The following is a 23,806-nucleotide window of genomic DNA, read 5'->3' as shown; positions in this document are numbered from 1 at the left end:
TCAGACCACACGCGAATCAGCACTAACCCCAGAGCGCGGCTGAAGGCGGGTTGATGATGCTGCCTTGGTAGTCCAGCCCGTTATCGCGATCGCGTTGCAGCAACAGCGGACCATCCAAATCAACAACATCAGCCCCCTGCGCCACGATAAACGCAGGTGCCATCGCCAACGACGTACTGACCATGCAGCCTACCATAATTTTTAGCCCGAGCTTGACTGCTTCATCACGCAGACGCAGCGCTTCGGTTAAGCCGCCAGCTTTATCCAGTTTGATGTTAATCATGTCGTAGCGCCCCACCAGTGCAGCCAGCGAATGGCTGTCGTGACAGGATTCATCGGCACAGATCGGGATGGGGCGGGGCAGCGATGCCAGCGCTTCATCTTTTCCGGCGGGCATCGGTTGCTCAATCATGGTAACGCCGAGTTTGACCAGCTCCGGCACCAGATGGGTGTAAAGCGCTTCATCCCATCCTTCGTTGGCATCCACGATCAGGCGCGCTGAGGGGGCACCCGCCCGCACGGCGGCGACCCGTTCCAGATCGTGCCGATCGGCCAGCTTCAGCTTCAGCAACGGGCGGTGTGCCTGCTTCTCTGCCGCCTGGCGCATGTGCTCTGGCGTGTCCAGCGACAGGGTATAGGCGGTTTCCAGCGTGTGAGGCGTCGGCACAGTGAGCCGTTGCCAGATGCGCTGACGATACAGCTTGCACTCCAAATCCCACAGGGCGCAGTCGAGCGCGTTGCGTGCGGCTCCCGCAGGCAAGCGAGATTGCAGCGTGAGTCTGTCCAGCCCGTTGCGCAAGTCGCTCTCAAGCGATGCGATTTGCTCAGTGACGCTCTCGACCGATTCACCGTAGCGCGCGTAAGGCAGGCACTCACCGTAGCCGGTAATCTCACCGGCGCGGAGGGCGGCAACCACCACATCGGCCTGTCGTTTGCTACCGCGCGAAATGGTAAACACTTCACGCAGCGGCCAGCTTTCACGAGATAAGGTAAGTTCGGTCATAGGCTGGCCAACGCTTCAACGATACGGCCCACACCGTGACGCACCGGATCAACCGCCGGCAGGCCGAATTCGGCTTCAATGGTTGCCAGCAGAGAGAGGGCGGCGTCCTCATCCAGCGCGGAAGTATTTACCGAGATGCCCACAAAGCGGGCGTTAGGGTTAGTCAGCCGCGCCATTGACAGGTTGAGCGCCATGCAGGCCGCCAGATCGGGGATCGGGTAGTCAACGCCACGCATGGTTTTGCGTGTCGGCTCATGGCACAGTACCAGCGCATCCGGTTGTGCACCGTGAATAATCCCGGTGGTCACGCCCGCAAAGGACGGATGGAACAGTGAGCCCTGACCTTCAATCACATCCCAGTGATCCGCATCATTGGCGGGTGCCAATACTTCAACCGCTCCCGCGATAAAGTCAGAAACCACAGCATCAATACTGACGCCCGCACCGCTGATCAGAATGCCGGTCTGGCCGGTTGCGCGGAACGTTGCTTTGCCGCCGCTTGCCAGAATCTCTTTTTCGATAGCCAGCGCCGTGTACATTTTGCCACAGGAGCAATCGGTGCCGACGGGCAACAGGCGTTTGCCGCTGCGCTTGCGGCCGTTTGCCACCGGGTAGGTTTCCGTTGGATGGCGCACGTCAAACAACGAACGCCCCAGTTTCGCCGCCAGCTCGCGCAATTCAGGCACGTCAGCAAGTTTGTTGTGCAGCCCGGCGGCGAGATCCATACCGCTTTCCAACGCTTCACGCAGAATGGCGATCCACTGTTGAGAGATAATGCCGCCACGGTTGGCCACGCCAATCACCAGGGTTTGTGCTCCGGCGGCGCGTGCTGCGGCGATATCCAGATCGGGCAGGCCGCAATCCGCGTGGCAGTCCGCCATGCGGTATTGACCCACACAATATTCGGGGTGCCACTGCTTGATGCCGATAGCGACCTTGGCGGCTAACTGATCGTGCGCATCACCAAGAAAAAGCAAATAGGGCTTTTTGATATCCATTATTGTTCCTCATTAAAATTTTGACGTAATAAATGATAAATCGCTATCAGGCGCGTCAGTGATTGTTATCTGGATAACAGCTGATTACCTTTGATAATATTCATAGGCTTTTTATTGTCAATATGGCGATGTTTTTAGAGTAATATGTCGTAGTGGTGGGTTTTTTTGGCGATTAAATAAAGTGATTGCTTTTTAAGTTGGTTTTTTGGTCTGCGTTGTGCGTTATTTTGTTATTTCCTCGGTTTTTTATAAAAAAGCACGGCCATACTGTTTTCTTATTCTTTTTATTTTGTTGTTTTTTAAGTGGTTTTTACTTTTTATTGTCTGCTTCATTTTGGCGCAATGCCATAAAGTTGGGCCCACTAATAATGCAGTGCGTCATTATTTTTCAACGGCTATTGGAGCCTTATTCAGGTTACTCATACCATCGCGTTGATAACAAAAAAAAGTAATGGGAAATATCTGCGATGCTTTGAAACAATATGCTGAACCGTGAAGGGTTATGGCAAATGTCAGCATAAAATTTGGTGATAGGCGATCTCACTTTACATTTTTCTTGTTCGCACTCTCGACAGCCAACAATTTCTACGATAGCGTAACCATTAGCCCACAAGGGCTAAGCGTCGCTCGGATGGTCCGGGCGCTCACGTATCTTGAGGATGTTATGGCTGATTCCAATTCTCCGCGCCGCTTTGCGCGCATCGATCGTCTTCCCCCGTATGTATTTAACATTACCGCTGAGCTGAAAATGGCCGCCCGTCGTCGTGGCGAGGACATCATTGACTTCAGTATGGGTAACCCGGATGGGCCGACACCGCCGCACATCGTCGAGAAACTGTGTACGGTAGCACAGCGGGATGATACCCACGGCTATTCCACATCACGCGGTATTCCGCGTTTACGCCGGGCCATTTCGCGTTGGTATGACGAACGCTATGGCGTTGAGATCGATCCGGAAAGTGAAGCCATTGTCACCATTGGCTCCAAAGAGGGGTTGGCACACCTGATGCTGGCAACGCTGGATCACGGTGACACGGTGTTGGTACCGAATCCCAGCTACCCCATTCATATTTACGGCGCGGTGATCGCGGGCGCACAAGTGCGTTCTGTGCCGCTGGTGGAGGGCGTTGATTTCTTCAACGAACTGGAAAGAGCCATCCGCGAAAGTATTCCCAAACCCAAAATGATGATTCTGGGCTTCCCTTCAAACCCAACCGCGCAGTGTGTTGAGCTGGATTTCTTCGAGCGCGTAGTGGCGCTGGCGAAGCAGTATAACGTGCTAGTGATACATGATTTGGCCTATGCTGACATCGTGTACGACGGTTGGAAAGCCCCGTCGATCATGCAAGTCCCAGGTGCGAAGGATATCGCCGTTGAATTCTTTACCTTGTCCAAGAGTTACAACATGGCTGGGTGGCGCATCGGCTTTATGGTGGGCAATAAAGAGCTGGTCAATGCACTGGCGCGCATTAAAAGTTATCACGACTACGGCACCTTTACGCCGTTGCAAGTCGCCGCCATTGCGGCACTGGAAGGGGATCAGCAGTGCGTGCGCGATATTGCCGAGCAATACCGTCAACGCCGTAATGTGTTGGTAAAAGGGCTACATGAAGCGGGATGGATGGTGGATGAACCCAAAGCGTCCATGTACGTCTGGGCGAAGATCCCTGAACCTTATGCGCATCTTGGCTCACTGGAATTTGCCAAACGGTTGCTGGCGGAGGCAAAAGTGTGCGTCTCTCCCGGCATCGGTTTTGGTGATTACGGCGATACGCACGTTCGCTTCGCGTTGATTGAAAATCAGGATCGTATTCGTCAGGCGGTGCGCGGTATCAAGGCCATGTTTCGTGCTGATGGGCTTCTCTCTGCCGGAAAATCATCGGTAGCCTGACAGTCCTGTCCTCTTTCTCCCCGGTGTCAGCCGGGGAGCTTCCTTTGCGCATCCCGTCTCTTTTTTTTCATTTTGTGAGCAAAGTGGGTTTGGCGTTACGCCATCTCGCGGGCGGTTTTGCTACACTCCTCCTCCGGTTTTCATTACAACAAAAGATGAGAGTAGTCATGCGGTCCCCTTTGTTGACGTTTTCAGCAGTCACCTTGTTGTGCATTACGCTGGTCGGTTGCCAGGCACCGACGCGCTCCAGTACGCCGGTATCGTCGGTGTCTTCAGTCAGTACCGCCGAACAACTGAATCAAATTGCGTCGTTGGTGGCGGCAAGCCGTTATTTGAAATCCCAATGTAGTCGCAGTGATATTCCTGATGATGGTACGCTTCAACGCGCCGCGTTGGCCGTGGCGCAGCAAAAAGGGTGGAGCACTGCTCATTTCACGCCGTTGGCCGCGCGCAGCGAAAACCTGTATCAAGGGTTATTGCAGGATGGCACGCCTAAAGAGGCGCAGTGTTCAGAGTTCAACCGCTCACTGGCCCCGTTTCTTGACTTCATCAGAAAAGATTTCAGGTAATACGCTTCTCATTACGTCGCCGGGCGCTACTCAGCGCCCACCTCTTTGATATCGCCGCCCGGCCAGTCGGACAGCGCATCCAGAATGAAAATCTCGCCGTTGGCATCGAATAACGTGATGTCCTGCTGAATCTGTTCGATAACCAACCCTTCCATCGGACTCTCTCCTTCCTGATAACGCACCCCATTGAGCGTCACGCTGCGCCGGGACGGATCCGAGGTGAACACGTGCGCGCTGTAACTCAGCGGCGGCACCTGACCCTTCTCTACTTTGGCCGGTTTTGGCGTTACCGTTGGGGAGGGGGCCGGATCGGCTGGCGGCGGCGGCGGGGCAACGGCGGGTGCCAATGGCGGCGTATTCTCGCTCGGTGGATTTTCGCTGTGCGGTTGCGCTGGGGTGGCCGATGCCACAACGCTCGTGGGCCTTTCTATCCAGCGTTGGTGAGCAAACCACCCCAGTGATAGCAGCAATAACGCATAGGTCGCCAACAGATATCCCGGCATCGCATAGGTCGCTGTCAGGGGCATACGTGGCGCAAGGCGAGGGCTGGCTATCGGTTCCACGAGGGATTTTCCTTATTACAGTCAACATGTGCCGCTGCGCGTCAGGCAAGATGCGAGACGGGCGACAACGGCGGCATGCACAACAGATGTGGCTTGAGGGTTTCTTTACATGCCCGATTTTATGGCAAATTAACAGCGCTAAATGCTTTTACCTGATGGTTCTGTGACGGAAATTGGATTTCATGAAAAAGTCATAATTTACCTTTGCACTACTAATGAAACCTTGAACTCAGTCTCAAAAAAAAGGCGCAGATATGCTTTAATGACTCCGCTAATGAAATAGTGTTTTATTAATAAAGGTATATCGTTTCTTTTGTGTGATTTTCTACATGGCGGTCAATAAATGATGTGAAAAATTTGCATGTAAAAATGTAAGTAATTTTTACGTTAAATAAAATTTAACAACTACAAGCCATGGTGACCCTTGGTCAGGGTGTTTTTTTATCTAAATAATTAAAATATATCAAAGAATCTAAAGAATAATTTTTATATGCGGTGAAAAAAAGCCGCAGGGCATTATGTTGCCTTTTTTTGTCACAATACTGAGGGATAAAACTTTATGTCAGTCAAAAATAGTCGGCGTTTCCGTTATAGCGTTCTCTGTGTCGCATTGTCTTCTTTATTTTTAACCGGATGCGATAACAGTTCATCGCATACCGAACTGGCTGATGAAACGCTACCGGTTAAAACTGCACCGTTCGGTTGGACGGCACAGTATAAGGATGTGGATGGTACCGCAGCGGCCACAACCGGTGGTGAAGGGGCGCGGGCGGAAAGTATTTACGTCGTGAGTTCTCGTCAGGAACTGAAAGAGGCGTTAAGCAATACACGCAGCCCGAATTACCTTGCCGGAGATGCCACGGCGGAACTGGCTGCCAAGCTGGAGCCTAAAATTATCTATTGGGTTGGCACTATTCGTGGTGATGATTTGGGCAATGGTACCTACGCGGACGCCACCTATTACAAAACCAAGCCCAATAAAACCACCTTTGATTTTGACCTGTATGTAAAGGCGTTCGATAAGGATTATCTGGCGCAGTTGCAAGCGACGATCAATGCCGGTGGTGCAGAGGCGGTAACGGCGCAAGCCGAACTCACGCTGTTGAAAAAACAGAACGGCCAGCGCTCGCAGTATGCCAACAACCAGAAAGCGCAGATCCAGTTCCAGGTGCCGCCCAACACCACCATTTTGGGCGTAGGACAAGATGCAAAGCTGGAAGAGGGTTATCTGTCAATCAATACCCTGAGCCATACCTTCAACAAGACGGATAACAGCAACATCATTATCCGTAATATTACCTTCCAGGCACCGCGTGACTTTGCACCCGCCTGGGATGCCGGTGATGGCGCATCAGGTAACTGGAACGCGCGTTACGACGCGGTCTCTATCAATGCCAGTAAAAATGTCTGGATCGATCACTGTACCTTTACCGACGGCGAGCACCCAGACAGCAAAGAGCCGGTGCTGTTTGGTAAACACATTCAACGTCATGACGGTTTGCTGGATATTGAGGATGGCGCGGATTACCTGACCATCTCTTATAACGTTTTCGAAGAGCACGATAAAACTACCATTATCGGGTCAGGTGACAGCGATGAAGGCGAATACCGCATTACCTTTGAAGGCAACCTGTGGAGCAATTTAACCCAACGTGCACCGCGCGTGCGTTTTGGCCAGGTGCATCTGGTGAATAACTACCACCGTGGTGCCACCGATGCTGATTATCCGATTCTCTATTCCATCGGTATGGGTTTTGCCTCTTCTATTTTATCTGAAGGGAACGTGTTTAATTTCCAAGGGGCGGGTGCAGAGGAAAGTACCATTATTGGTGCCTATAAAGGCAGCAAGTTTAAAGATAACGGCTCCTGGTTTAATGGCGCACAAGCTAAAAACCTGAACCAGGTAGCCATTGAAAAATGCACAGCATTGCAAGAACAAGAAAAAACCGCTGCGGAGAGTGCAGGTAAAGCACCAGGAAACTGGGCATTGGAAACCTGTACCAATGATATTGATTGGGAACCGCCTTATACCTATGCCGTGGGTAAATCTATCGCAGCCGTCGAAAAATATGTTTTGGAAAATGCGGGCGCAGGAAAATTGTCAATATCGCTGCCTGACTGATTATTCGCCAGGGATGGTTTTCAACACTGTTTTCAAGGCTAGCAATAGAACAGTTAATATTCACTAGTTAATATTTACTATTACATGGGAAATGATTTTATGACGCAATTTTTACCCAGAACCCGATTAACGTTGTGCGCCACCTTGGTATTGGGGGGGCTGTTAGCGGGCTGTGATAATAACTCCAGCCATACCACTACGCCGGTTGACCGCTCCGCTGCACCGCAGAAATTGCAGGTGCCGACGCTGGCCTTTGATGACAGCTCTATCTCGCTGGCGTGGGAAAAGCCCACGACCGCGAGCGGCGAGATCAAAGACTATAACGTGTACATGAACGGCAAACTGCTCGGCAGCACGCTGGAAAACCAGGATAAACACTCGCCTGCCAAACCGTACATCGATAACTTTTACAGCAAATTTGATGCGGATAACTGGCACGTGCGCGTCAAGTTCCACAACTTCACTGCCGACAGCACGGACGGTTTGAAACCGGATACCGAATATAAGTTTACGGTGCGTACCGTCTATGCCGATGGCAAAGAGTCGGTCGACAGTGAAACCCTCACGCAACGCACCAGCAAAACGCCGCATGTGATTGACGTGAAAGTAGAAGGCGCGGCAGACAATGGTACAACGCTAGCTACTGCGGTCATTCAACAAGCGATCGATTCCTGCACCATTCAGGCGTATCCGCAAGGATGTAAGGTGCTGCTGAGTGGGGGCGGGGTCTTCAAGACCGGTGCGTTGTTCCTGCACAGCGACATGACCTTTGAAATTGCGGAAGGCACCAAACTGCTCGGCTCCGAAAATCCGGCGGATTATCCGGTAGCGAAAGGCTATTACCTTTACCCGTACCGCATTCAAGGCGAGATGCTGACCAAACGTCCTCCCTCTCTGCTTAACGTGCTGGAAGCTAACGATCACGGTCATACGGAAGCGGGAACATTCAAAAATATCCGTATCGTGGGTAAAGGCAGCATTGATGGTAATGGTTGGGTGGCAGGGCTGAGCACCAGTAAACCTGCGGCGACCTTCACCGATGAAATGGGCAACGCACTGCCGCAAATTCGTGCCAGTAGCGCCAGCAAAGTCAAAGATGACGGTATTCTGGCGAAAAACCAGACGCAAGCTGCCGTCGATGAAGGTGTGGCGCTGGAAGATGCCTACAAAAACCGCCGCTCATCCATGATGACGCTGCGTGGCGTAAGCAACCTCTATGTCGGCGGCTTGACGGTGCTGAACCCGGCCTATCACGGTGTGATGGCGTTGGAATCAGAAAACGTGGTAATGCACGGGCTGCAACACAAAACCTATGACGGCAACAACGCCGATGGTATTGAGTTCGGTAACAGCCAAAACGTCATGGTTTATAACAACTTCTTCGATACCGGGGATGACAGCGTCAACTTCGCCGCAGGTTATGGTGCAGGTGTGGCTGAGTTTGGTCAGAAAGCCCAAAGCGGTGCCTGGATCTTCAACAACTACTTCCGTGAAGGTCACGGTGCGGTGGTTGCAGGAAGCCATACCGGTGCCTGGATCGAGAAGATTGTGGCTGAAAACAACGTTATGTACCTGACTGACGTGGGTCTGCGCATGAAGAGCCGTCCGTATTACGGCGGTGGTGCGCGTGACGTGCTGTTCCGTGATAACGCGATGAAAGATATCGGCGGCAACGAGCCGTTTATTTTCACCATCGCTTACAGCGCGGATACCAACGATACCCTGCCAGCCAAAGAACCGGCCCAGTTCCGTGATATCACCGTGTACAACATCACTATCGATGGCTCCAACAAGAAGAGCAGCATCGCGGTGGATGGTATGACTCAGGCAGCAATGGATACCGCGTATGGGTTTGATCTAGGCCGCGACGCGTATCATAAGAACTTCGATTTTGAAGATGTGAAGTTCCGCAACGTCAAAGCGACGGCCATTGGCTTCCTGCATGACAGCCAGTTCAAAAACGTCACGTTTGATAACGTATTGAGTGGTGCACAGGCCTGGAGCTTCGGTGAAGGGGTGTCTAACGTCAAGCTGAAAGACAGCGTGAACGACGAGACCATCACCACGACGGGTTCGCAAACCATCACGCGTGATGCAGCAACGCAGTAACGCCGTAGTGTAACGCTATTCCCCACGCCTCTCCGGCGTGGGGAAAGGAGAATGTCTCAGGTGATACAACAACGCGTACAAGGTTTACTGTCTATCGGCGCGCGCCTGCCTTCCTCCTGGCTCAGGCTCGGGATGATGGGGCTGCTGTTATTGCTGATTTGCCAACAGCTCGCCGTCTGGACCTGGCGCGTGTGGCTGCCTGCGCAACCTGTCGCGAACACCGTCTCGCTCTCACCGGCGCATGCCACGTCAACGCCGTCACAAACCACCGTGTATACGCTGTTCGGTCGCTCTCCCAGTGCTACCTCACTCAAGCCTGTGCCAGAAGGCGTATTGGCGGGGGATATCCCCGTTTCTTCCCTGCAATTGACCGTGACCGGCATTCTGGCAAGCCGACAGACCGATCGCGCCATAGTGATTATCGCCAAAGATGGTCGGCAATTCAGCCGTGGCGTCGGTGACGCCGTTCCCGGCTATGAAGCCCGGATTGTGACCATCTCTGCCGATCGTATCGTACTTGAACACCAGGGGCGTTATGAAGCGCTCTACCTGTACCGTGATGAAGTTGGCGCAGCCAGCAGTAACAGCAGCAGCGCGTCCAAGCCGCCCGCGGCGGCGCTGAGTACAGTGCGTAATTCGTTGAAATCAGAACCGATGAAGGTGATGGAATACCTCTCGATCGCCCCGCAGATGAAAGACAACGCGCTGGCGGGCTATCGCCTGAATCCGGGGAAAAAAACCGAACTGTTCTACCGCCTGGGGCTGCATGACAACGATCTGGCGGTGGCGCTTAACGGCATGGATTTGCGTGATGCGGAGCAAGGGCAGCAAGCCATGGCGCAACTGCCGCAGTTGAGCGAATTGACGTTGACAATAGAGCGCGACGGACAGCGCCAGGATATTACGCTGACCCTTGATGGGGCGGCGGACGATGAGAGTGAACAGCACGCGGGCAGAGATGAGCCGTAATGGGAGACGAACAGGTGGCGCAACGTGTTTTTAGCAAAGGGCGGCGGATGACAGGCTTGCGGTTGGCGGGGGCGGGCCTTCTGATGATGGTTTCTGCCTGGTGCTGGGGCGCGGAATTTTCTGCCAGCTTTAAAGGGACGGATATTCAGGAGTTCATCAATACCGTCAGTAAGAATCTGAATAAAACCGTGATCATCGATCCCGCAGTGCGCGGGTCTATCACGGTGCGCAGCTACGACATGATGAACGAAGAGCAGTATTACCAGTTCTTCCTCAGCGTGCTGGACGTGTACGGTTTTGCCGTGGTGCCGATGGATAACGGTGTGCTAAAGGTGATTGCCGCCAAAGATGCCAAAACCTCATCGATACCGGTCGCGACGGACAAGCAGCCGGGTATCGGTGATGAAGTGGTGACGCGCGTGGTGCCGGTGAACAACGTTGCCGCGCGTGATTTAGCACCGCTGCTACGCCAGCTCAACGACAATGCAGGCTCTGGCAGCGTGGTGCATTACGAGCCGTCTAACGTGTTGCTGATGACCGGTCGCGCAGCGGTAGTGAAACGCCTGATGGAGATTGTTGAGCGCGTCGACCGCACCGGCGATCGCAACGTGGTGACGGTGCCGCTCTCCTATGCCTCTTCTGCCGAAGTGGTGAAACTGGTCAATGAGCTGAATAAGTCTGATGAAAAAACCGCGCTGCCGGGCGCGATGACCGCCAACGTGGTGGCCGACGAGCGCACCAACGCGGTGCTGGTGCGCGGCGAACCCAAATCGCGCGAACGGGTGATCGCCATGATCAAACAGCTCGACAGGCAGCAGGCGGCGCAGGGTAACACCAAGGTGATTTATCTCAAGTTTGCCAAGGCCGCGGATTTAGTGGAGGTGCTTACCGGCGTCAGCGACAGCTTGCAAAAAGATCAGCAAACGACGCAGCCGGGGACCGCGCTGCGCCGCGATATCTCTATCAAGTCGCATGAACAGACCAATGCCTTGATCGTCAATGCCGCGCCGGATGTGATGCGCGATCTGGAACAGGTGATCAACCGCCTCGATATTCGCCGTCCACAGGTGCTGGTAGAGGCGATCATTGCCGAAGTGCAGGACGCCGATGGCCTTAATCTCGGCATTCAGTGGGGGAATAAACACGCCGGAATGACGCAGTTCACCAACACCGGACTGCCGCTTTCCACCGTGGTGACCGGCGTGGATCAATACCGCAAAGATGGCACCATCCCCACCGCGCTGGGTACGGCGCTCGGCGGCGTTAACGGTCTGGCGGCAGGATTCTACCAGGGCAACTGGTCGATGTTGCTGACCGCCATTTCCAGCGACAGCAAAAACGACATTCTGGCGACGCCAAGCATTGTCACGCTGGACAACATGGAAGCCAACTTCAACGTCGGCCAGGAAGTGCCGGTGCTGGCGGGATCGCAGACCACGGCCAGCGATCGTATCTTCAACACCGTTGAGCGCAAAACGGTTGGGATAAAACTCAAGGTCAAACCGCAGATCAACGAGGGGGATTCGGTACTGATGGAGATCGAACAAGAGGTCTCCAGCGTGGCGGATTCCGCCTCCAGCAGCAGTTCCGAATTGGGCGTGACCTTTAACACCCGCACGGTAAGCAACGCGGTGCTGGTAGGCAACGGCGAAACAGTAGTGGTAGGCGGCCTGCTGGACAAGAGCACCACCGAGAGCGCGTCACGCGTGCCGATATTGGGCGATATCCCGGTGATTGGTGCGCTGTTCCGCTCCAACAGCAAACAGGTCAAAAAACGTAACCTGATGCTGTTTATTCGCCCCACCATCATCCGCGATCGCCAGCAGTATCAGACGGCGTCCAGCGATAAATACCGCTCATTCAGCGAAGAGCGCGGGCAGCAACGTGAAGGAGATAATCGCGATAACCTGCTGCATGACAAACAGTTGCGCTTACCTGGCAGCGGTAACACCCACACCTTCCTTCAGGTGAAAACCGCCATTACCGCGCTCTACCCCACGGGTGGCCGATGAGCGAGCTTAACGCCAGCATGCCGGAATGGCGGCCACTCCTGCCGTTTGCCTACGCGCGCACCCATCACATCCTGCTGTTACAGGATGGCGCAACGCAGCAGCACAGCCTGATGTGTGATGCGGCAACGACGGCAACCGCATTGATGGAAGCGCGCCGTGTGGCGGGCAGCGCTTTCACCGTGGCGCGCGTCAGTGCGCAAGAGTTCGAGCGGCAACTGATCGTCTGCTATCAGCGCGATTCCGATGAAGCGCGGCGTCTGATGGAAGATATTGGCAACGAGATGGATTTCTACACCTTGGTGGAAGAGTTACCGGACAGCGACGATTTGCTGGACGCTGACGATGACGCGCCGATTATCCGTCTGATCAACGCCATGCTGACCGAAGCCATCAAAAACAAAGCCTCGGATATTCATATTGAAACCTACGAACGCCACCTGCTGATTCGCTTTCGCGTGGATGGCGTGCTGCGCGAGATTCTGCGCCCGCAGCGCAAGCTGGCGTCACTGCTGGTGTCGCGTATCAAAGTCATGGCACGTCTGGATATCGCCGAAAAGCGTATTCCACAGGATGGCCGCATGGCGCTGCGCATTGGCGGACGCGCCGTCGATGTGCGTGTCTCCACCTTGCCCTCCAGCCATGGTGAACGCGTGGTGCTGCGTCTGCTCGACAAGAACAGCGTTCAGCTCGATCTCGCCGCGCTGGGGATGTCGCAAGCGTTGCGGCAACAGATTGACGCACTGATCAACCGTCCGCACGGCATCATTCTGGTGACCGGTCCGACCGGTTCAGGAAAGAGTACCACGCTGTATGCGGCGCTGAGCCGTTTGAATGCCACCGAGCGCAACATCATGACGGTGGAAGACCCTATCGAGTATGAACTGGAAGGCATCGGACAGACGCAGGTCAACACCAAGGTGGACATGACCTTTGCGCGCGGCCTGCGCGCTATCTTGCGCCAGGACCCGGACGTGGTACTGGTCGGTGAAATCCGTGATGGCGAAACCGCCCAGATAGCGGTGCAGGCCTCACTGACCGGCCATCTGGTGCTCTCCACCTTGCACACCAACAGCGCGCTGGGGGCGCTGTCACGCTTGCAGGATATGGGCATCGAGCCATTTCTGCTGTCCACCTCGCTGCTGGCGGTGCTGGCGCAGCGACTGGTGCGCACCCTGTGTCCTGACTGCCGTGAAGCACACCCGATTGATGCCGTGCAGGCGCAGCAAATGGGCATTACGCCGCACAGCACGGTGTATCGGGCCGTTGGGTGCACACAGTGCAACTTTACCGGCTACCGGGGCCGTACCGGGATCCATGAACTTTTACTGGTGAATGACGACGTTCGCGCCGCCATCCACCGTGGCGACGGTGAACTGGCGATTGCCCGCCTGCTGGGGCCGGAACGTCTCACCATCCGCCAGGACGGCATCAACAAGGTGTTGGCCGGTTTGACCACCTGGGAAGAGGTAATTCGAGTAACGCAGGAGGAGTGAGATGGCGCTGTTTCACTATCAGGCATTGGACGAGCACGGAAAACGCTGTCGCGGCAGTCAGGAGGCTGACTCTGCTCGCCACGCGCGACAGCTACTGCGCGAGCGCGGCATGACGCCATTGGCGTTAAGCGAGGGGCAAGGCAGCGACGGCACATCCGCGACACCGCGTTTTTCGCTGCGCCGCACCACGCGTATCAGCGCGGCGGATTTGGCGCTGTTGACGCGCCAGTTGGCAACGCTGGTAGCCGCAGCGCTGCCGCTGGAAGAGGCACTGGATGCGGTGGCGCGTCAGAGTGAAAAGCCGGCGTTGAGCAACCTGATGAGCGGCGTGCGCAGCAAGGTGATGGAAGGGCATTCACTGGCGGAGGCGATGAAAGCGTTTCCCGGCTGTTTTACCCGTCTCTATTGCGCCATGGTCGCCGCAGGCGAAACCTCGGGTCACCTGGATACGGTATTGAACCGGTTAGCGGATTACACCGAACAGCGCCAGCAGATGCGCAGCCGTATTCAGCAGGCATTGATCTACCCCTGCGTATTGACGGTGGTGGCCATTGCCGTGGTCAGCATTTTGCTGTCTGTCGTGGTGCCGAAGGTGGTCGAGCAGTTTATTCACATGAAACAGGTGCTGCCGCTGTCAACCCGTGTGCTGATGGGCCTGAGCGATATGGTGCGCAGCGCCGGGCCGTGGATTGCCATTGCACTGGTGGTCGGTGCCCTGGTCGCACGCGCGTTGCTCAAGCAGGAAACGCGTCGCCTGGCATATCACCGTCGCCAGCTCGGCGTGCCAGTGATCGGGCGTATCCTGCGTGGCCTCAATACCGCGCGCTATGCGCGCACGCTCAGCATTCTGAACGCCAGCGCGGTGCCGCTGTTGCAGGCGATGCGCATCAGCGGCGATGTAATGAGCAATGATTATGCGCGCCATCGCCTGTCGCAAGCGACAGAGGCAGTGCGCGAGGGTGTCAGCCTGCACAAGGCGCTGGAACAAACGGCACTGTTTCCACCGATGATGCGCCACATGATCGCCAGCGGTGAACGCAGCGGCGAGCTGGACAGCATGCTGGAACGGGCGGCGGATAATCAGGACAGGGAGTTCAACGCGCAGATGTCCATGGCGCTCGGGCTGTTCGAACCGCTGTTGGTGGTGACGATGGCCGCCGTGGTGCTGTTTATCGTGCTGGCCATCCTTCAGCCGCTGTTGCAACTGAATACCATGATGAGCATGTAACGTAATCCCCGTTCAAGGGGGTAAGGAATAAGGAAGACAATATGCAACAACATAACCCTACCCACCGTCAGTCAAGGCGGCGTCGTCCGGCTCAGCAGGGGTTTACGCTGCTGGAGATCATGGTGGTGATTGTGATCCTCGGGGTGCTGGCGAGCATGGTGGTGCCCAGCCTGATGGGGAACAAAGACAAAGCCGATCGCCAGAAAGCGGTGAGTGACATTGTGGCGCTCGAAAGCGCATTGGATATGTATCGTCTGGATAACCAGCGCTACCCATCGACGGAGCAGGGATTGACCGCATTGGTGAAGAAACCGGTGATCCAGCCTGAACCGAAGAATTACCAGCCGGACGGCTATATCCGTCGTTTGCCGCAAGATCCTTGGGGCGCGGATTATCAACTGCTGAATCCGGGTAAGCACGGCAAACTGGATATCTTCTCTCTGGGGCCGGATGGCATGCCGGGCACCGAAGACGATATCGGCAATTGGAACATCGGTGGCAAATAGCGTGGGTCACGCAAGGTAGGGCAGGATGGAACAGCAACGCGGGTTCACACTACTGGAGATGATGTTGGTTGCTCTGCTGGCAGGGATTGCTGCCAGCCTGGTGATGATGGCCTTTCCTTCCGACAGGCAGAGCGACAGCGCCTGGCAGATGGCCTATTTCCGCGCGCAGCTCGATTTTGCCGTGGAAGAGAGCCAACTGAACGAGCATGTGCTTGGCGTGCGTATTTCTCAGAATCGGTGGCAGTTTATTGAATTATTGCCGAATGACGGTGGCGAGACGTCACGCTCACACAGCGATCAGTTTTTGGGCTATCACTGGCAGCCCTGGCGACCACAAAGCATCACGCCTTCAGCAACGTTACCCGCACGCTTGCGCCTTGAACTGCAAGATATCAAAAGTAAAAAAGCGCTGAAACGCAATGCCCACGAAGAGGTGTCTAACGGGCGTGACGATGAGCCTGACATCCTGATTTTGCCCGGCGGGGAAGTGACGCCGTTTCGTCTGGTGTTCAATGCCGAGCCGAAAACGCAGAACGCCTGGGTGCAGGTGGATGCCGTCGGCAACATCATGACGTCGCAGGATGCGCCAGAAAAACGCACAAATATTCAGGGGGCGCGGTTATGAAACCGCAGCGCGGTATGACGCTGCTCGAGGTGATGGTGGCGTTGACGGTGTTTGCGTTGGCGGGGCTGGCCGTGATGAGGACGGCTATTTACCAGGTCAGCACCCTGAACCGTTTGGAACTGAAAACCTTCGCCGGCTGGGTGGCAGAAAACCAGCAGGTACAGTTAAAGCTGGAGAAACGCTGGCCGGAAACGCGCTGGGTCAGCGGTGTCAGTTCGCTGGGCGGTGAGCGCTGGTTTTGGCGTTGGCAAGGCGTTGAAACCGGTGATGCGCAGTTTCGCGCGCTGGATGTTGAAGTGCGGCGTGACAAAAACAGCAGTGCGGCCGATGCCGTGCTGCGCAGTTATGTGGTGAAACAATGAAGGGCGAAACGGCCCGCCTTGACGGTGTAACAGCAATACCGTTGCGTGCACAGCGCGGTTTTACACTGGTAGAGATGCTGCTGGCTATCGGCATTTTTGCCGCGCTGAGCGTTAGCGCATTCCAGATACTGAACGGTGTAATGCGTAACGATGAAATTTCAGCACGCAAAGCGCAGCGATTGTCGGAGTTACAGCGGGCGTTTGGTCAGGTAGAAGACGATCTTTCACACATCATTGCTCGCCATGGTCGAGGCAGCGCCGCGTTCTTTTTTACCGGCAGCAAGCAGATGCAAAGTGAGGACGACTACCTGCGTTTCACTCGCAATGGCTGGCTTAACCCGCTGGGTATTTTACCGCGCAGCGAATTACAGGGCGTGGCGTATCGCTTGCGTGATAACCAACTGGAGCGGCTGTTTTATCGCTACGTCGATCCTATTCCCGGTGAAAAGCCGGAGCAGAAAGCGATATTGACCCAGGTGGAGGGCTTTCGCTTACGTTTTTACGGCAGTAACGGCTGGCAGAAATCGTGGGGCAACGCCTCGCAGTTACCGCAGGGGATTGAAGTGATTGTAACGCTGCGCGATTACGGTGAAGTGTCACGCCTGTTCCTTATCGCGCCGGGAGAGAAAACATGAGGTCGCGCCAGCGCGGTGTCGCCTTGTTGGTGGTATTGCTGATCCTGGCGCTGATGGTCACGGTTGCCGCCAGCATCGCTGAACGACAAGGCAAGGTGTTTATGCGCACCGAGCGCCAGTTGGGGCACCAGCAGGCTAAATGGTATGCCCTTGGTGCGGAGGCTTTTGTCGGTAAGGTGATCCTGCGTGATGCGCTGATCACGCCGGAACGCACCACGCTGTCGCAAAGCTGGGCGCAGCGCGGACGTCAGTTTCCGGTTGAGGGCGGGGAGATCCTCGGCTATGTGCAGGATGGGCTGGCGTGTTTCAACCTGAATGCTATTAACCAAACCATCAGCGACGACAGCACGGCGGTCAGCACGCCGTATCCCGCGCTGGTGTTCCGCTGGCTGCTGATCAATCTCGGGGTCGATCCGGCACAGGCGGTGACCATTGTGGCGGCGGTGCGCGATTGGATCGACGAAGACAGCCAGCCGATGGCGAACGGGGCTGAAGATGAAACCTATATGGCATTGCCTGATCCCTACCGTGCGGCCAACCAGTCGATGGTGGATATCAGTGAATTGCGCATGGTGCAAGGGGTGGATGCTGCGCTTTACCAGCGCCTGCTGCCGTTCGTCTGCGCACTGCCGACGCAAAAGTTGCAGATAAATATTAATACTTTGCGGGACTATCAGGCACCGCTGCTCTCCGCATTGTTTCTCAACACGCTAAACGCAGAGCAGGCAAAAATGTTGTTGCAGCAGCGCCCTGTGGCGGGATGGCAGAGCGGCACGGCGTTTTTATCGCAAGACGGTTTTCCCTCGATAAACAAAAGCAGCGCGCAGCGGGTGTTGGTGGCGAGAAGTGATTGGTTTTTTGCCCATATGCGGGTTCGCATGGGTGACAGTGGCGACGTCTATCAAACCAGCCTGCTGCATCGGGATGGAAAAACGGTGTCCGTGGTACGACGGTACTCAGGCGGTTACCGCACGGTGAATCCATGAACAGGAACAGTATGAACACGTTTAATTTTCAACGCATATTGCCCGGCCGCGCGCTGGCTTCTTCACGTCAGACGAATGACCGCGTGCGGGCTTCTGACAAGCCGCGTCTGATCCTGCGACTGGCGGGGGATGACACGGATGTTGAATGGCTGATCGCGCACGGCCGTGAGGCACGCGTTGTAACGCAAGGGCAGGGCGGCGTAGCGCAATTGCGTGAGCTGCTGGCAGGGTATCCCGGTATTCACTCTGCCACCGTGCTGGTGCCGACGACCGCCGTGACGTTTCACTCGCTGACCATTGCCCGACAGGCCCGCCGCCAGCTACAGCAGGCGCTGCCGTTTATGCTGGAAGAGCGTCTGGCGGTTGATGTGGAAACCGTACACTGCGCCGTACTGGCATGGGAAGGCGATCGTGCTACGGTTGCTGTCGTCGCAAAGAGCAAGATGGCGCACTGGATAGCGCTGTGCGACGCGCTGGCCATCAAACCGGACATCATACTGCCGGATGTGATGGCACTGCCTCTGCCGATCTCTGGTCTCAGCGCACTCTGCCACCGCGATCTGTGGCTGTTTCGCCACACAACCGGTGAGGGTTTGGCGGCGGAGCAGAGCTGGCATGCCGCGTTGTTGGCCGCATTGCCACAGGCCAACCCCGATGACGAACCCGATGCAGCGGGGAATGACACTGACCAAGAGATGTCGGTTCTGCACGGTGACAGCTACAGCCATCCGGTACCTTCCGTTGGCATCTGGGCGTCTCAACCCGCCACACCGCTGCTGCAATTGGCTGCACAGGCACCGAGGCTGTCGGCTTTAGGGCTGGATCAGGGGGAATTCGCACCGGCGAGAGCATGGCGCAACGGCTGGAATGCCTGGCGCGGGGTGGCGGCGCTGGCTGGCTGCTATTTGCTGTTGCTGCTGGCGGATGCTGTCTGGCAGCATTACCAACTGTATCAACAAGCGACCTACTGGCAGCAAGAGAGTGTGCGTGTTTATCGCCAGATATTCCCCGCAGAAACCCAGGTGGTGAATCCTCGGGCGCAGATGCAACAGCATTTACAGCAGGCAGGCGGCGAGCGCGATACGCCGCGCCTGTTGCAATCAATGAACCGCTTACAGGCGCTGCTGGGCGAAAATCAGGATATACGCCTGAGCACGCTGGCCTATGACGGCAACCGGCGGGAGATTCGTCTGGCTTACAGCGCACCGGCTTATCCCGAACTGGAACAGTTCCAGCAACAGGCTGAAACCTATTACCAGATCCAACACGGTGAAATTCGCCAGAATGGCGCACGCGTGGAAGCACAGATGACGTTAAAGGGGCAGCCATGAGAAACGCCGTTATGACGCAGTGGCACCGCTATTGGCTCAGCATTACGCCGCGTGAGCGTCGGCTGCTGATGCTGGCGGGCAGCGCGTTGGCGCTGGCCGTCTGCTATTTCCTGCTGTGGCAACCCTGGCAGCAGCGCAGCGAGCAGTGGCAGCGCACCCTGGTCAGGGAGCAACAAACGGTCGCCTGGCTGCGCCAGCAAGCCCCGCGTATCGCACAGGCGGCAGCACCCTCGACATCAGCGACCGAGGAGTCGCGTCATGTCAGCTTGCCGGTGCTGATTTCGCAAAGCAGTAGCCGTTACGGCTTGAAAGCGGCACGGCTGCAACCGCAAGGTAATCAGGTAGCGGTGACGCTGGAGCGCAGTGATTTCACCTTGCTGATGCAGTGGTTGGGTGAGATGGAACAGTTGGGTGTGAGCGTGCTCCAGCTTGATGTGAATGCCGTGGACGGTGCGCCCGGCAGGGTTGATATCAGCAAACTGGTGATGGAGCGTGTTAATGAAAGCTAATGCTCTCCACACTGACGCAAACAGGGGGCTAGCGTTCAAAATGAAAGCGCTGGGTGCCCTGTTACTGATGCTGGGCTATCTGTTTTTCCTGGCGCTGGATGCCCCCGCGCGGCTGTTGACGCGATGGCTACCGCCGGATCTGGCGGTTAACGGTGTTAGCGGCACCGTCTGGCACGGGCAGGTTGATGTGGTTCGCTGGCGCGGTAGCAATGTGGGCGCGGTGAGCTGGGATGTCACCTTCTCTGACCTGATGCCCGCGCTGGCGCTGACGTTCGATAGCCCCGACGGGCCGAGCGGTAAAGGCGTGATCCGGGGCTGGCAGCAGGCGCAACTTTTCCAGTGGCAGGTGTCTGTACCGGCGGCTTACGTGGTGCATAAATTGCCGCTGATTGTCCCGGTCAGCGCACAAGGGAACGTGCAGTTGCGACTGCAACAAGCGGTTATCGATCCGCGTGGATGCCAATCGCTGTCGGCAACGTTGAACTGGCAGGATGCTGCATTAGGCACGCCGCTTGGCACGGTTGCGCTGGCTCAGCCCCAGGTGCAGCTCAATTGCCACGAAGGGCGGTTGGAAATGGCGCTACGCCAGCAATCGCCTCATGTACAAATTACCGGCAAAGGAAGTCTGGCTGCCAGCGGGGAATACCAGTTTGATGGGCGGCTGGCGAGCGGTGATGCCATGCCGCAAGCGATTGGACGCATCTTGTCCACGCAGGGTAATGCCGATGCGCAAGGTGGCCGTTTGTTGCGTTTCCAGGGGCGTTTGGCGCTTTAACTGCGTACGCGTGCACAAGCTTGCATGTGCGGATGTTTTACCGGTTGTTGCTGCTTGTGGCGTGTGAAACCATAGCGCGCAAAGGCGATGCCAACCATTACGAGGATGATGATATGCGAGGCACGGCGTGGAACAACTGGTAGCGTTTTCGGAAGCGTATCCTCTGCTCTGGTGCAGCGCGCTTTTGGTATTGGGGCTGGTTATTGGTAGTTTTCTGAATGTGGTGATTCATCGCCTGCCTGTCATGTTGGAAATGCAGTGGCGCGATGACGCCGCGTTGAGCGCTGACGGCGACGTGCAGGTTGCGCAGGCTCGCTACGATCTGTGGTGGCCGCGCTCCCACTGCCCGCGTTGCCACCAGCCGATTGCGCTGCGTTATAACGTGCCGGTGCTGGGGTGGCTGGTGCTGCGCGGGCGCAGTCGCTGCTGTCATCAGCCTATCGCCTGGCGCTATCCGCTGGTGGAAGCGGCAACCGGGCTCTTGTTTGTGGCAGCCGGCAGCCTGTGGCCGCCGGGGATATCGTTGCTGGGGGCATTGACACTGCTTGCCTTTCTCATCGCGCTGGCGGCGATTGATGCCGAGACGTTGCTGCTGCCGGATGCCTTGACGCTGCCGCTGTTATGGCTCGGATTGTTCATCAATCTCAGTGACGCCTTTGTGCCACTGGAGAGTGCCGTTATTGGTGCCATGGCCGGATATCTTGCCCTGTGGGTGGTCTACTGGCTGTTTAAAACCCTGACGGGCAAAGATGCGTTGGGGGTGGGCGATTTCAAACTGCTGGCGGCACTCGGTGCCTGGCTTGGATGGCAAGCGCTGCCGCAACTGGTGCTGTTAGCGGCGCTGGGTGGCTTGGTGATGACCTGTCTGTGGCGATGGCGGCGCGGTGGCGATTTCGAGCAGCCGCTGGCGTTTGGCCCCTGGCTGGCGATAAGCGGCGGTATTCTGCTTTTTGTTCCCGGTTTCTCTTTCTGATTTTTCTTACCAACGACGCCAACAAAATGGGCTGAGTGATTCTTCACTCAGCCCTTATTCATTTCTTTTTTCGATTTTATTTATTTATGCTGTTTGGTATCGAACTCGCGATGACCTGTCACTAAATCATCAGCATAAAAGTACCCGCCCACACCATCAGCATGAATGAGATACCCATAAAAAAATACTTCACTGATTGTCATCTCCAGCAAACATACGCCTGCAACGATTCCGATTGTGCGTCTTTTTGGAAAGCATTTACCCCTGCGAACCGACGCAGAGCGAGGGCCTTCCGTCTGTCATAAACAGGGCGCGCCCGTTATGATGGAATCGGCGCTAAATCTACGCCTGGTGGGGGTTGAATATCAATAGGGGGAAGGAGGAAAATGCAATAAATAGCATTAAAAAGCAGCCTGTTCGAAAGCGTCTTTAAGGGAAAAAAAGGCATGCGGTGGCGATTAATGCTACCAATAATTGCGGGGTTGACAGGAAAACGCGAGAAAGGGTGTCAACCCAGAAAAAGTATTCGAATTTACGCTTTGTTGTTCACTCATTTTCCCCTTCGATGCTTCTCATCCTCGTCGTGGATAATCGCGGCTCCAAACGGGCACTTTGCCTCTATAATGTGATCTGTCTCGCACTATTTGCTGCGAATCGGACATGAGTGCCGTGATAAAACACCAGACACAGTAGGGTTGCCTAAACCAGCTTTGAGGCCGGTTTCTGAGAAAGGAAAATGCTATGCCGAATCTATTCGAGCCCGTCGCTATCGGCGAACTGACGCTGCCTAACCGTATTGTGATGGCTCCGTTAACGCGCATGAAAGCCTTTAACGAAAGAACGCCTGGGCCGCTGATGCTGGAATACTACGTACAGCGCGCCAATGCAGGACTGATCATCAGTGAAGCCACCTCTATCTCAGCGCAGGGTGTAGGCTATCCGAATACGCCGGGTATCTGGTCTGATGAACAGATTGCCGGTTGGGCACGTATTACCGCCGGTGTGCACGCTGCCGGTGGGAAAATTGTCCTGCAATTGTGGCATGTCGGACGTATCTCCGATCCTGTCTACCTTGATGGGAAACTGCCGGTTGCGCCGAGTGCGATTGCACCGGAGGGCCACGTCGCTACGCTTCGCCCCTATAAGAGCTACGAAGTACCACGCGCGCTGGAAACCAATGAGATCCCTGATATTGTTGAGGATTTCCGTCAGGCGGCCGCCAATGCCAAACGCGCTGGCTTTGACGGTGTGGAAATACACGCAGCCAATGGTTACCTGCTCGATCAGTTCCTGCACGATGGCTCAAACCAGCGGACGGACCGCTACGGTGGCAACATTGAAAACCGCGCACGTTTTCTGCTCGACGCGGTGGATGCGGTGCTTACCGTCTGGCCCGCTGGCCGAGTTGGCGTGCACCTGAACCTGATGTCCAATACGCACTCCATGAAGGACTCCGATCCGGCGGCGCTGTTTACCTATGTGGCCCAACAGCTGGATACACGGCGTTTGGCCTTTATCTTTGGCCGTGAAGATATTGCGGGTAGCACGCTTTATGGCCCGTTGGTGCGTAAGCATTTTACCGGTGCCTATATTGCCAATGATGGTTTGACGCTAGCCTCGGCACAGGCGCTGTTGGATGAAGGCGGCGCAGATGCCGTGTCGTTTGGACGGTGGTACATCGCTAACCCCGATCTGGTGCAACGCTTACGCCTCGGTGCGCCGCTCAATGCGTTGAACGCACAAACGATTTATACCAGCGATCGAACAGGCTACACCGATTACCCCAGCCTGGATGACGATACCGCCAGCCCTCAGGAAGGCGCGTGATGGCGAGTATCAAATTAACGGTGAATCATCTGTATCAGCTACAAGGTGATGAAAAAAAACCGGCTCATGCGGTGGCACGCGTCTATGTCGGGGATACGCTACTGGCAACGGAACAGATAACGGGAGTGACCGAGGACGCGGTCAGCAAATATCTGCACCATTCACTCCCTGAAGGACAAGCGGTGCGCGTAGAGTGGGATTGTGCGGGCGTCACGGCAATCAGCGCCGCTGAGGTGCATATGTGCCCCTGCTGTCACGTACAGGATTAACCTCATCACGTTATACGGCAGCCCGCGCGGACAAGGCAGATATCAGCGCGG

Annotated in this window: 23 protein-coding genes; 19 read left to right on the top strand and 4 right to left on the bottom strand. The window is 55.8% G+C overall.

The annotated features are described in order from the left end of the window. Window positions 1-22: 22 nt before the first annotated feature. The gene (dgcA, locus tag J5069_RS08965; protein ID WP_264643482.1) at window positions 23-1,003 is read right to left on the bottom strand and encodes an N-acetyl-D-Glu racemase DgcA; all 981 of its coding nucleotides are present in this window, start codon (window positions 1,001-1,003) and stop codon (window positions 23-25) included. Next, window positions 1,000-2,001: an N-acetyltransferase DgcN gene (gene dgcN / locus J5069_RS08960; protein ID WP_264643481.1), complete on the bottom strand. Its 1,002-nt coding sequence runs from the start codon at window positions 1,999-2,001 to the stop codon at window positions 1,000-1,002. Before dgcN ends, dgcA begins: the two co-directional genes overlap by 4 nt. Window positions 2,002-2,665: 664 nt before the next feature. Here dgcN and alaC point away from each other — a divergent pair. Next, window positions 2,666-3,892: an alanine transaminase gene (gene alaC, locus J5069_RS08955; RefSeq protein WP_264643480.1), complete on the top strand. Its 1,227-nt coding sequence runs from the start codon at window positions 2,666-2,668 to the stop codon at window positions 3,890-3,892. A gap of 167 nt (window positions 3,893-4,059) precedes the next feature. After that, window positions 4,060-4,461, top strand: coding sequence for a type II secretion system pilot lipoprotein GspS (gene gspS, locus J5069_RS08950; protein WP_264643479.1), 402 nt, complete (start codon window positions 4,060-4,062; stop codon window positions 4,459-4,461). 26 nt (window positions 4,462-4,487) lie between these two features. On the opposite strand, the gene gspB is transcribed toward gspS, so the two are convergent. Then, complete coding sequence (gene gspB / locus J5069_RS08945) at window positions 4,488-5,024, bottom strand: type II secretion system assembly factor GspB (protein WP_264643478.1); 537 nt, start codon at window positions 5,022-5,024, stop codon at window positions 4,488-4,490. A gap of 559 nt (window positions 5,025-5,583) precedes the next feature. Here gspB and J5069_RS08940 point away from each other — a divergent pair. The 15 genes from J5069_RS08940 to J5069_RS08870 all read left to right on the top strand — a co-directional run bounded on the left by J5069_RS08940 (window position 5,584) and on the right by J5069_RS08870 (window position 21,659). Then, window positions 5,584-7,146: a polysaccharide lyase family 1 protein gene (locus tag J5069_RS08940; RefSeq protein ID WP_264643477.1), complete on the top strand. Its 1,563-nt coding sequence runs from the start codon at window positions 5,584-5,586 to the stop codon at window positions 7,144-7,146. A gap of 99 nt (window positions 7,147-7,245) precedes the next feature. Next, entirely contained in the window at window positions 7,246-9,255 is a 2,010-nt protein-coding gene (locus J5069_RS08935; protein WP_264643476.1) for a glycoside hydrolase family 28 protein, read from the top strand. A gap of 51 nt (window positions 9,256-9,306) precedes the next feature. Continuing rightward, window positions 9,307-10,224: a type II secretion system protein GspC gene (gene gspC / locus J5069_RS08930; RefSeq protein ID WP_264643475.1), complete on the top strand. Its 918-nt coding sequence runs from the start codon at window positions 9,307-9,309 to the stop codon at window positions 10,222-10,224. Between the two features lie 83 nt (window positions 10,225-10,307). After that, entirely contained in the window at window positions 10,308-12,236 is a 1,929-nt protein-coding gene (gspD, locus tag J5069_RS08925; protein ID WP_264643777.1) for a type II secretion system secretin GspD, read from the top strand. Beyond that, the gene (gspE, locus tag J5069_RS08920; RefSeq protein ID WP_264643474.1) at window positions 12,233-13,729 is read left to right on the top strand and encodes a type II secretion system ATPase GspE; all 1,497 of its coding nucleotides are present in this window, start codon (window positions 12,233-12,235) and stop codon (window positions 13,727-13,729) included. Before gspD ends, gspE begins: the two co-directional genes overlap by 4 nt. A 1-nt stretch (window position 13,730) precedes the next feature. Further along, window positions 13,731-14,957: a type II secretion system inner membrane protein GspF gene (gene gspF, locus J5069_RS08915; RefSeq protein WP_264643473.1), complete on the top strand. Its 1,227-nt coding sequence runs from the start codon at window positions 13,731-13,733 to the stop codon at window positions 14,955-14,957. A gap of 41 nt (window positions 14,958-14,998) precedes the next feature. Further along, complete coding sequence (gene gspG / locus J5069_RS08910) at window positions 14,999-15,463, top strand: type II secretion system major pseudopilin GspG (RefSeq protein ID WP_264643472.1); 465 nt, start codon at window positions 14,999-15,001, stop codon at window positions 15,461-15,463. A gap of 25 nt (window positions 15,464-15,488) precedes the next feature. After that, a complete protein-coding gene (gene gspH, locus J5069_RS08905; RefSeq protein ID WP_264643471.1) occupies window positions 15,489-16,088 on the top strand; it encodes a type II secretion system minor pseudopilin GspH in 600 nt (199 codons plus the stop codon). Continuing rightward, window positions 16,085-16,450, top strand: coding sequence for a type II secretion system minor pseudopilin GspI (gene gspI / locus J5069_RS08900; RefSeq protein ID WP_264643470.1), 366 nt, complete (start codon window positions 16,085-16,087; stop codon window positions 16,448-16,450). Before gspH ends, gspI begins: the two co-directional genes overlap by 4 nt. Next, a complete protein-coding gene (gspJ, locus tag J5069_RS08895; protein WP_264643469.1) occupies window positions 16,447-17,085 on the top strand; it encodes a type II secretion system minor pseudopilin GspJ in 639 nt (212 codons plus the stop codon). Before gspI ends, gspJ begins: the two co-directional genes overlap by 4 nt. Then, on the top strand, window positions 17,082-18,071 hold the full coding sequence (gene gspK, locus J5069_RS08890; protein ID WP_264643468.1) for a type II secretion system minor pseudopilin GspK: 990 nt from the start codon (window positions 17,082-17,084) through the stop codon (window positions 18,069-18,071). Before gspJ ends, gspK begins: the two co-directional genes overlap by 4 nt. An 11-nt stretch (window positions 18,072-18,082) precedes the next feature. Further along, complete coding sequence (gspL, locus tag J5069_RS08885) at window positions 18,083-19,402, top strand: type II secretion system protein GspL (protein ID WP_264643467.1); 1,320 nt, start codon at window positions 18,083-18,085, stop codon at window positions 19,400-19,402. After that, a complete protein-coding gene (locus J5069_RS08880) occupies window positions 19,399-19,911 on the top strand; it encodes a type II secretion system protein M (RefSeq protein ID WP_264643466.1) in 513 nt (170 codons plus the stop codon). Before gspL ends, J5069_RS08880 begins: the two co-directional genes overlap by 4 nt. Then, the gene (locus tag J5069_RS08875; protein WP_264643465.1) at window positions 19,901-20,686 is read left to right on the top strand and encodes a type II secretion system protein N; all 786 of its coding nucleotides are present in this window, start codon (window positions 19,901-19,903) and stop codon (window positions 20,684-20,686) included. The genes J5069_RS08880 and J5069_RS08875 overlap by 11 nt, the downstream gene beginning before the upstream one ends. A 127-nt stretch (window positions 20,687-20,813) precedes the next feature. After that, window positions 20,814-21,659: a prepilin peptidase gene (locus J5069_RS08870; protein WP_264643464.1), complete on the top strand. Its 846-nt coding sequence runs from the start codon at window positions 20,814-20,816 to the stop codon at window positions 21,657-21,659. 121 nt (window positions 21,660-21,780) lie between these two features. Here J5069_RS08870 and ypdK read toward each other — a convergent pair whose 3' ends face one another. Beyond that, complete coding sequence (gene ypdK / locus J5069_RS08865) at window positions 21,781-21,852, bottom strand: membrane protein YpdK (RefSeq protein WP_195314225.1); 72 nt, start codon at window positions 21,850-21,852, stop codon at window positions 21,781-21,783. A gap of 548 nt (window positions 21,853-22,400) precedes the next feature. Between ypdK and J5069_RS08860 the strand changes: the two genes are divergently transcribed. Together J5069_RS08860 and J5069_RS08855 are read left to right on the top strand one after the other, a co-directional pair. Continuing rightward, window positions 22,401-23,486 (top strand): alkene reductase, encoded by a 1,086-nt coding sequence (locus J5069_RS08860; RefSeq protein WP_264643463.1) that lies wholly within the window; start codon window positions 22,401-22,403, stop codon window positions 23,484-23,486. Then, on the top strand, window positions 23,486-23,755 hold the full coding sequence (locus J5069_RS08855) for a hypothetical protein (protein WP_264643462.1): 270 nt from the start codon (window positions 23,486-23,488) through the stop codon (window positions 23,753-23,755). The genes J5069_RS08860 and J5069_RS08855 overlap by 1 nt, the downstream gene beginning before the upstream one ends. The last annotated feature ends 51 nt before the right edge of the window (window positions 23,756-23,806 follow it).

This window comes from Candidatus Symbiopectobacterium sp. NZEC127, assembly GCF_025962675.1.
In the GTDB taxonomy this organism is placed as follows: Bacteria; Pseudomonadota; Gammaproteobacteria; order Enterobacterales; family Enterobacteriaceae; genus Symbiopectobacterium.
Note: the sequence above shows the minus strand (reverse complement) of the source record. Positions and strands in the feature narration are given on the sequence as shown.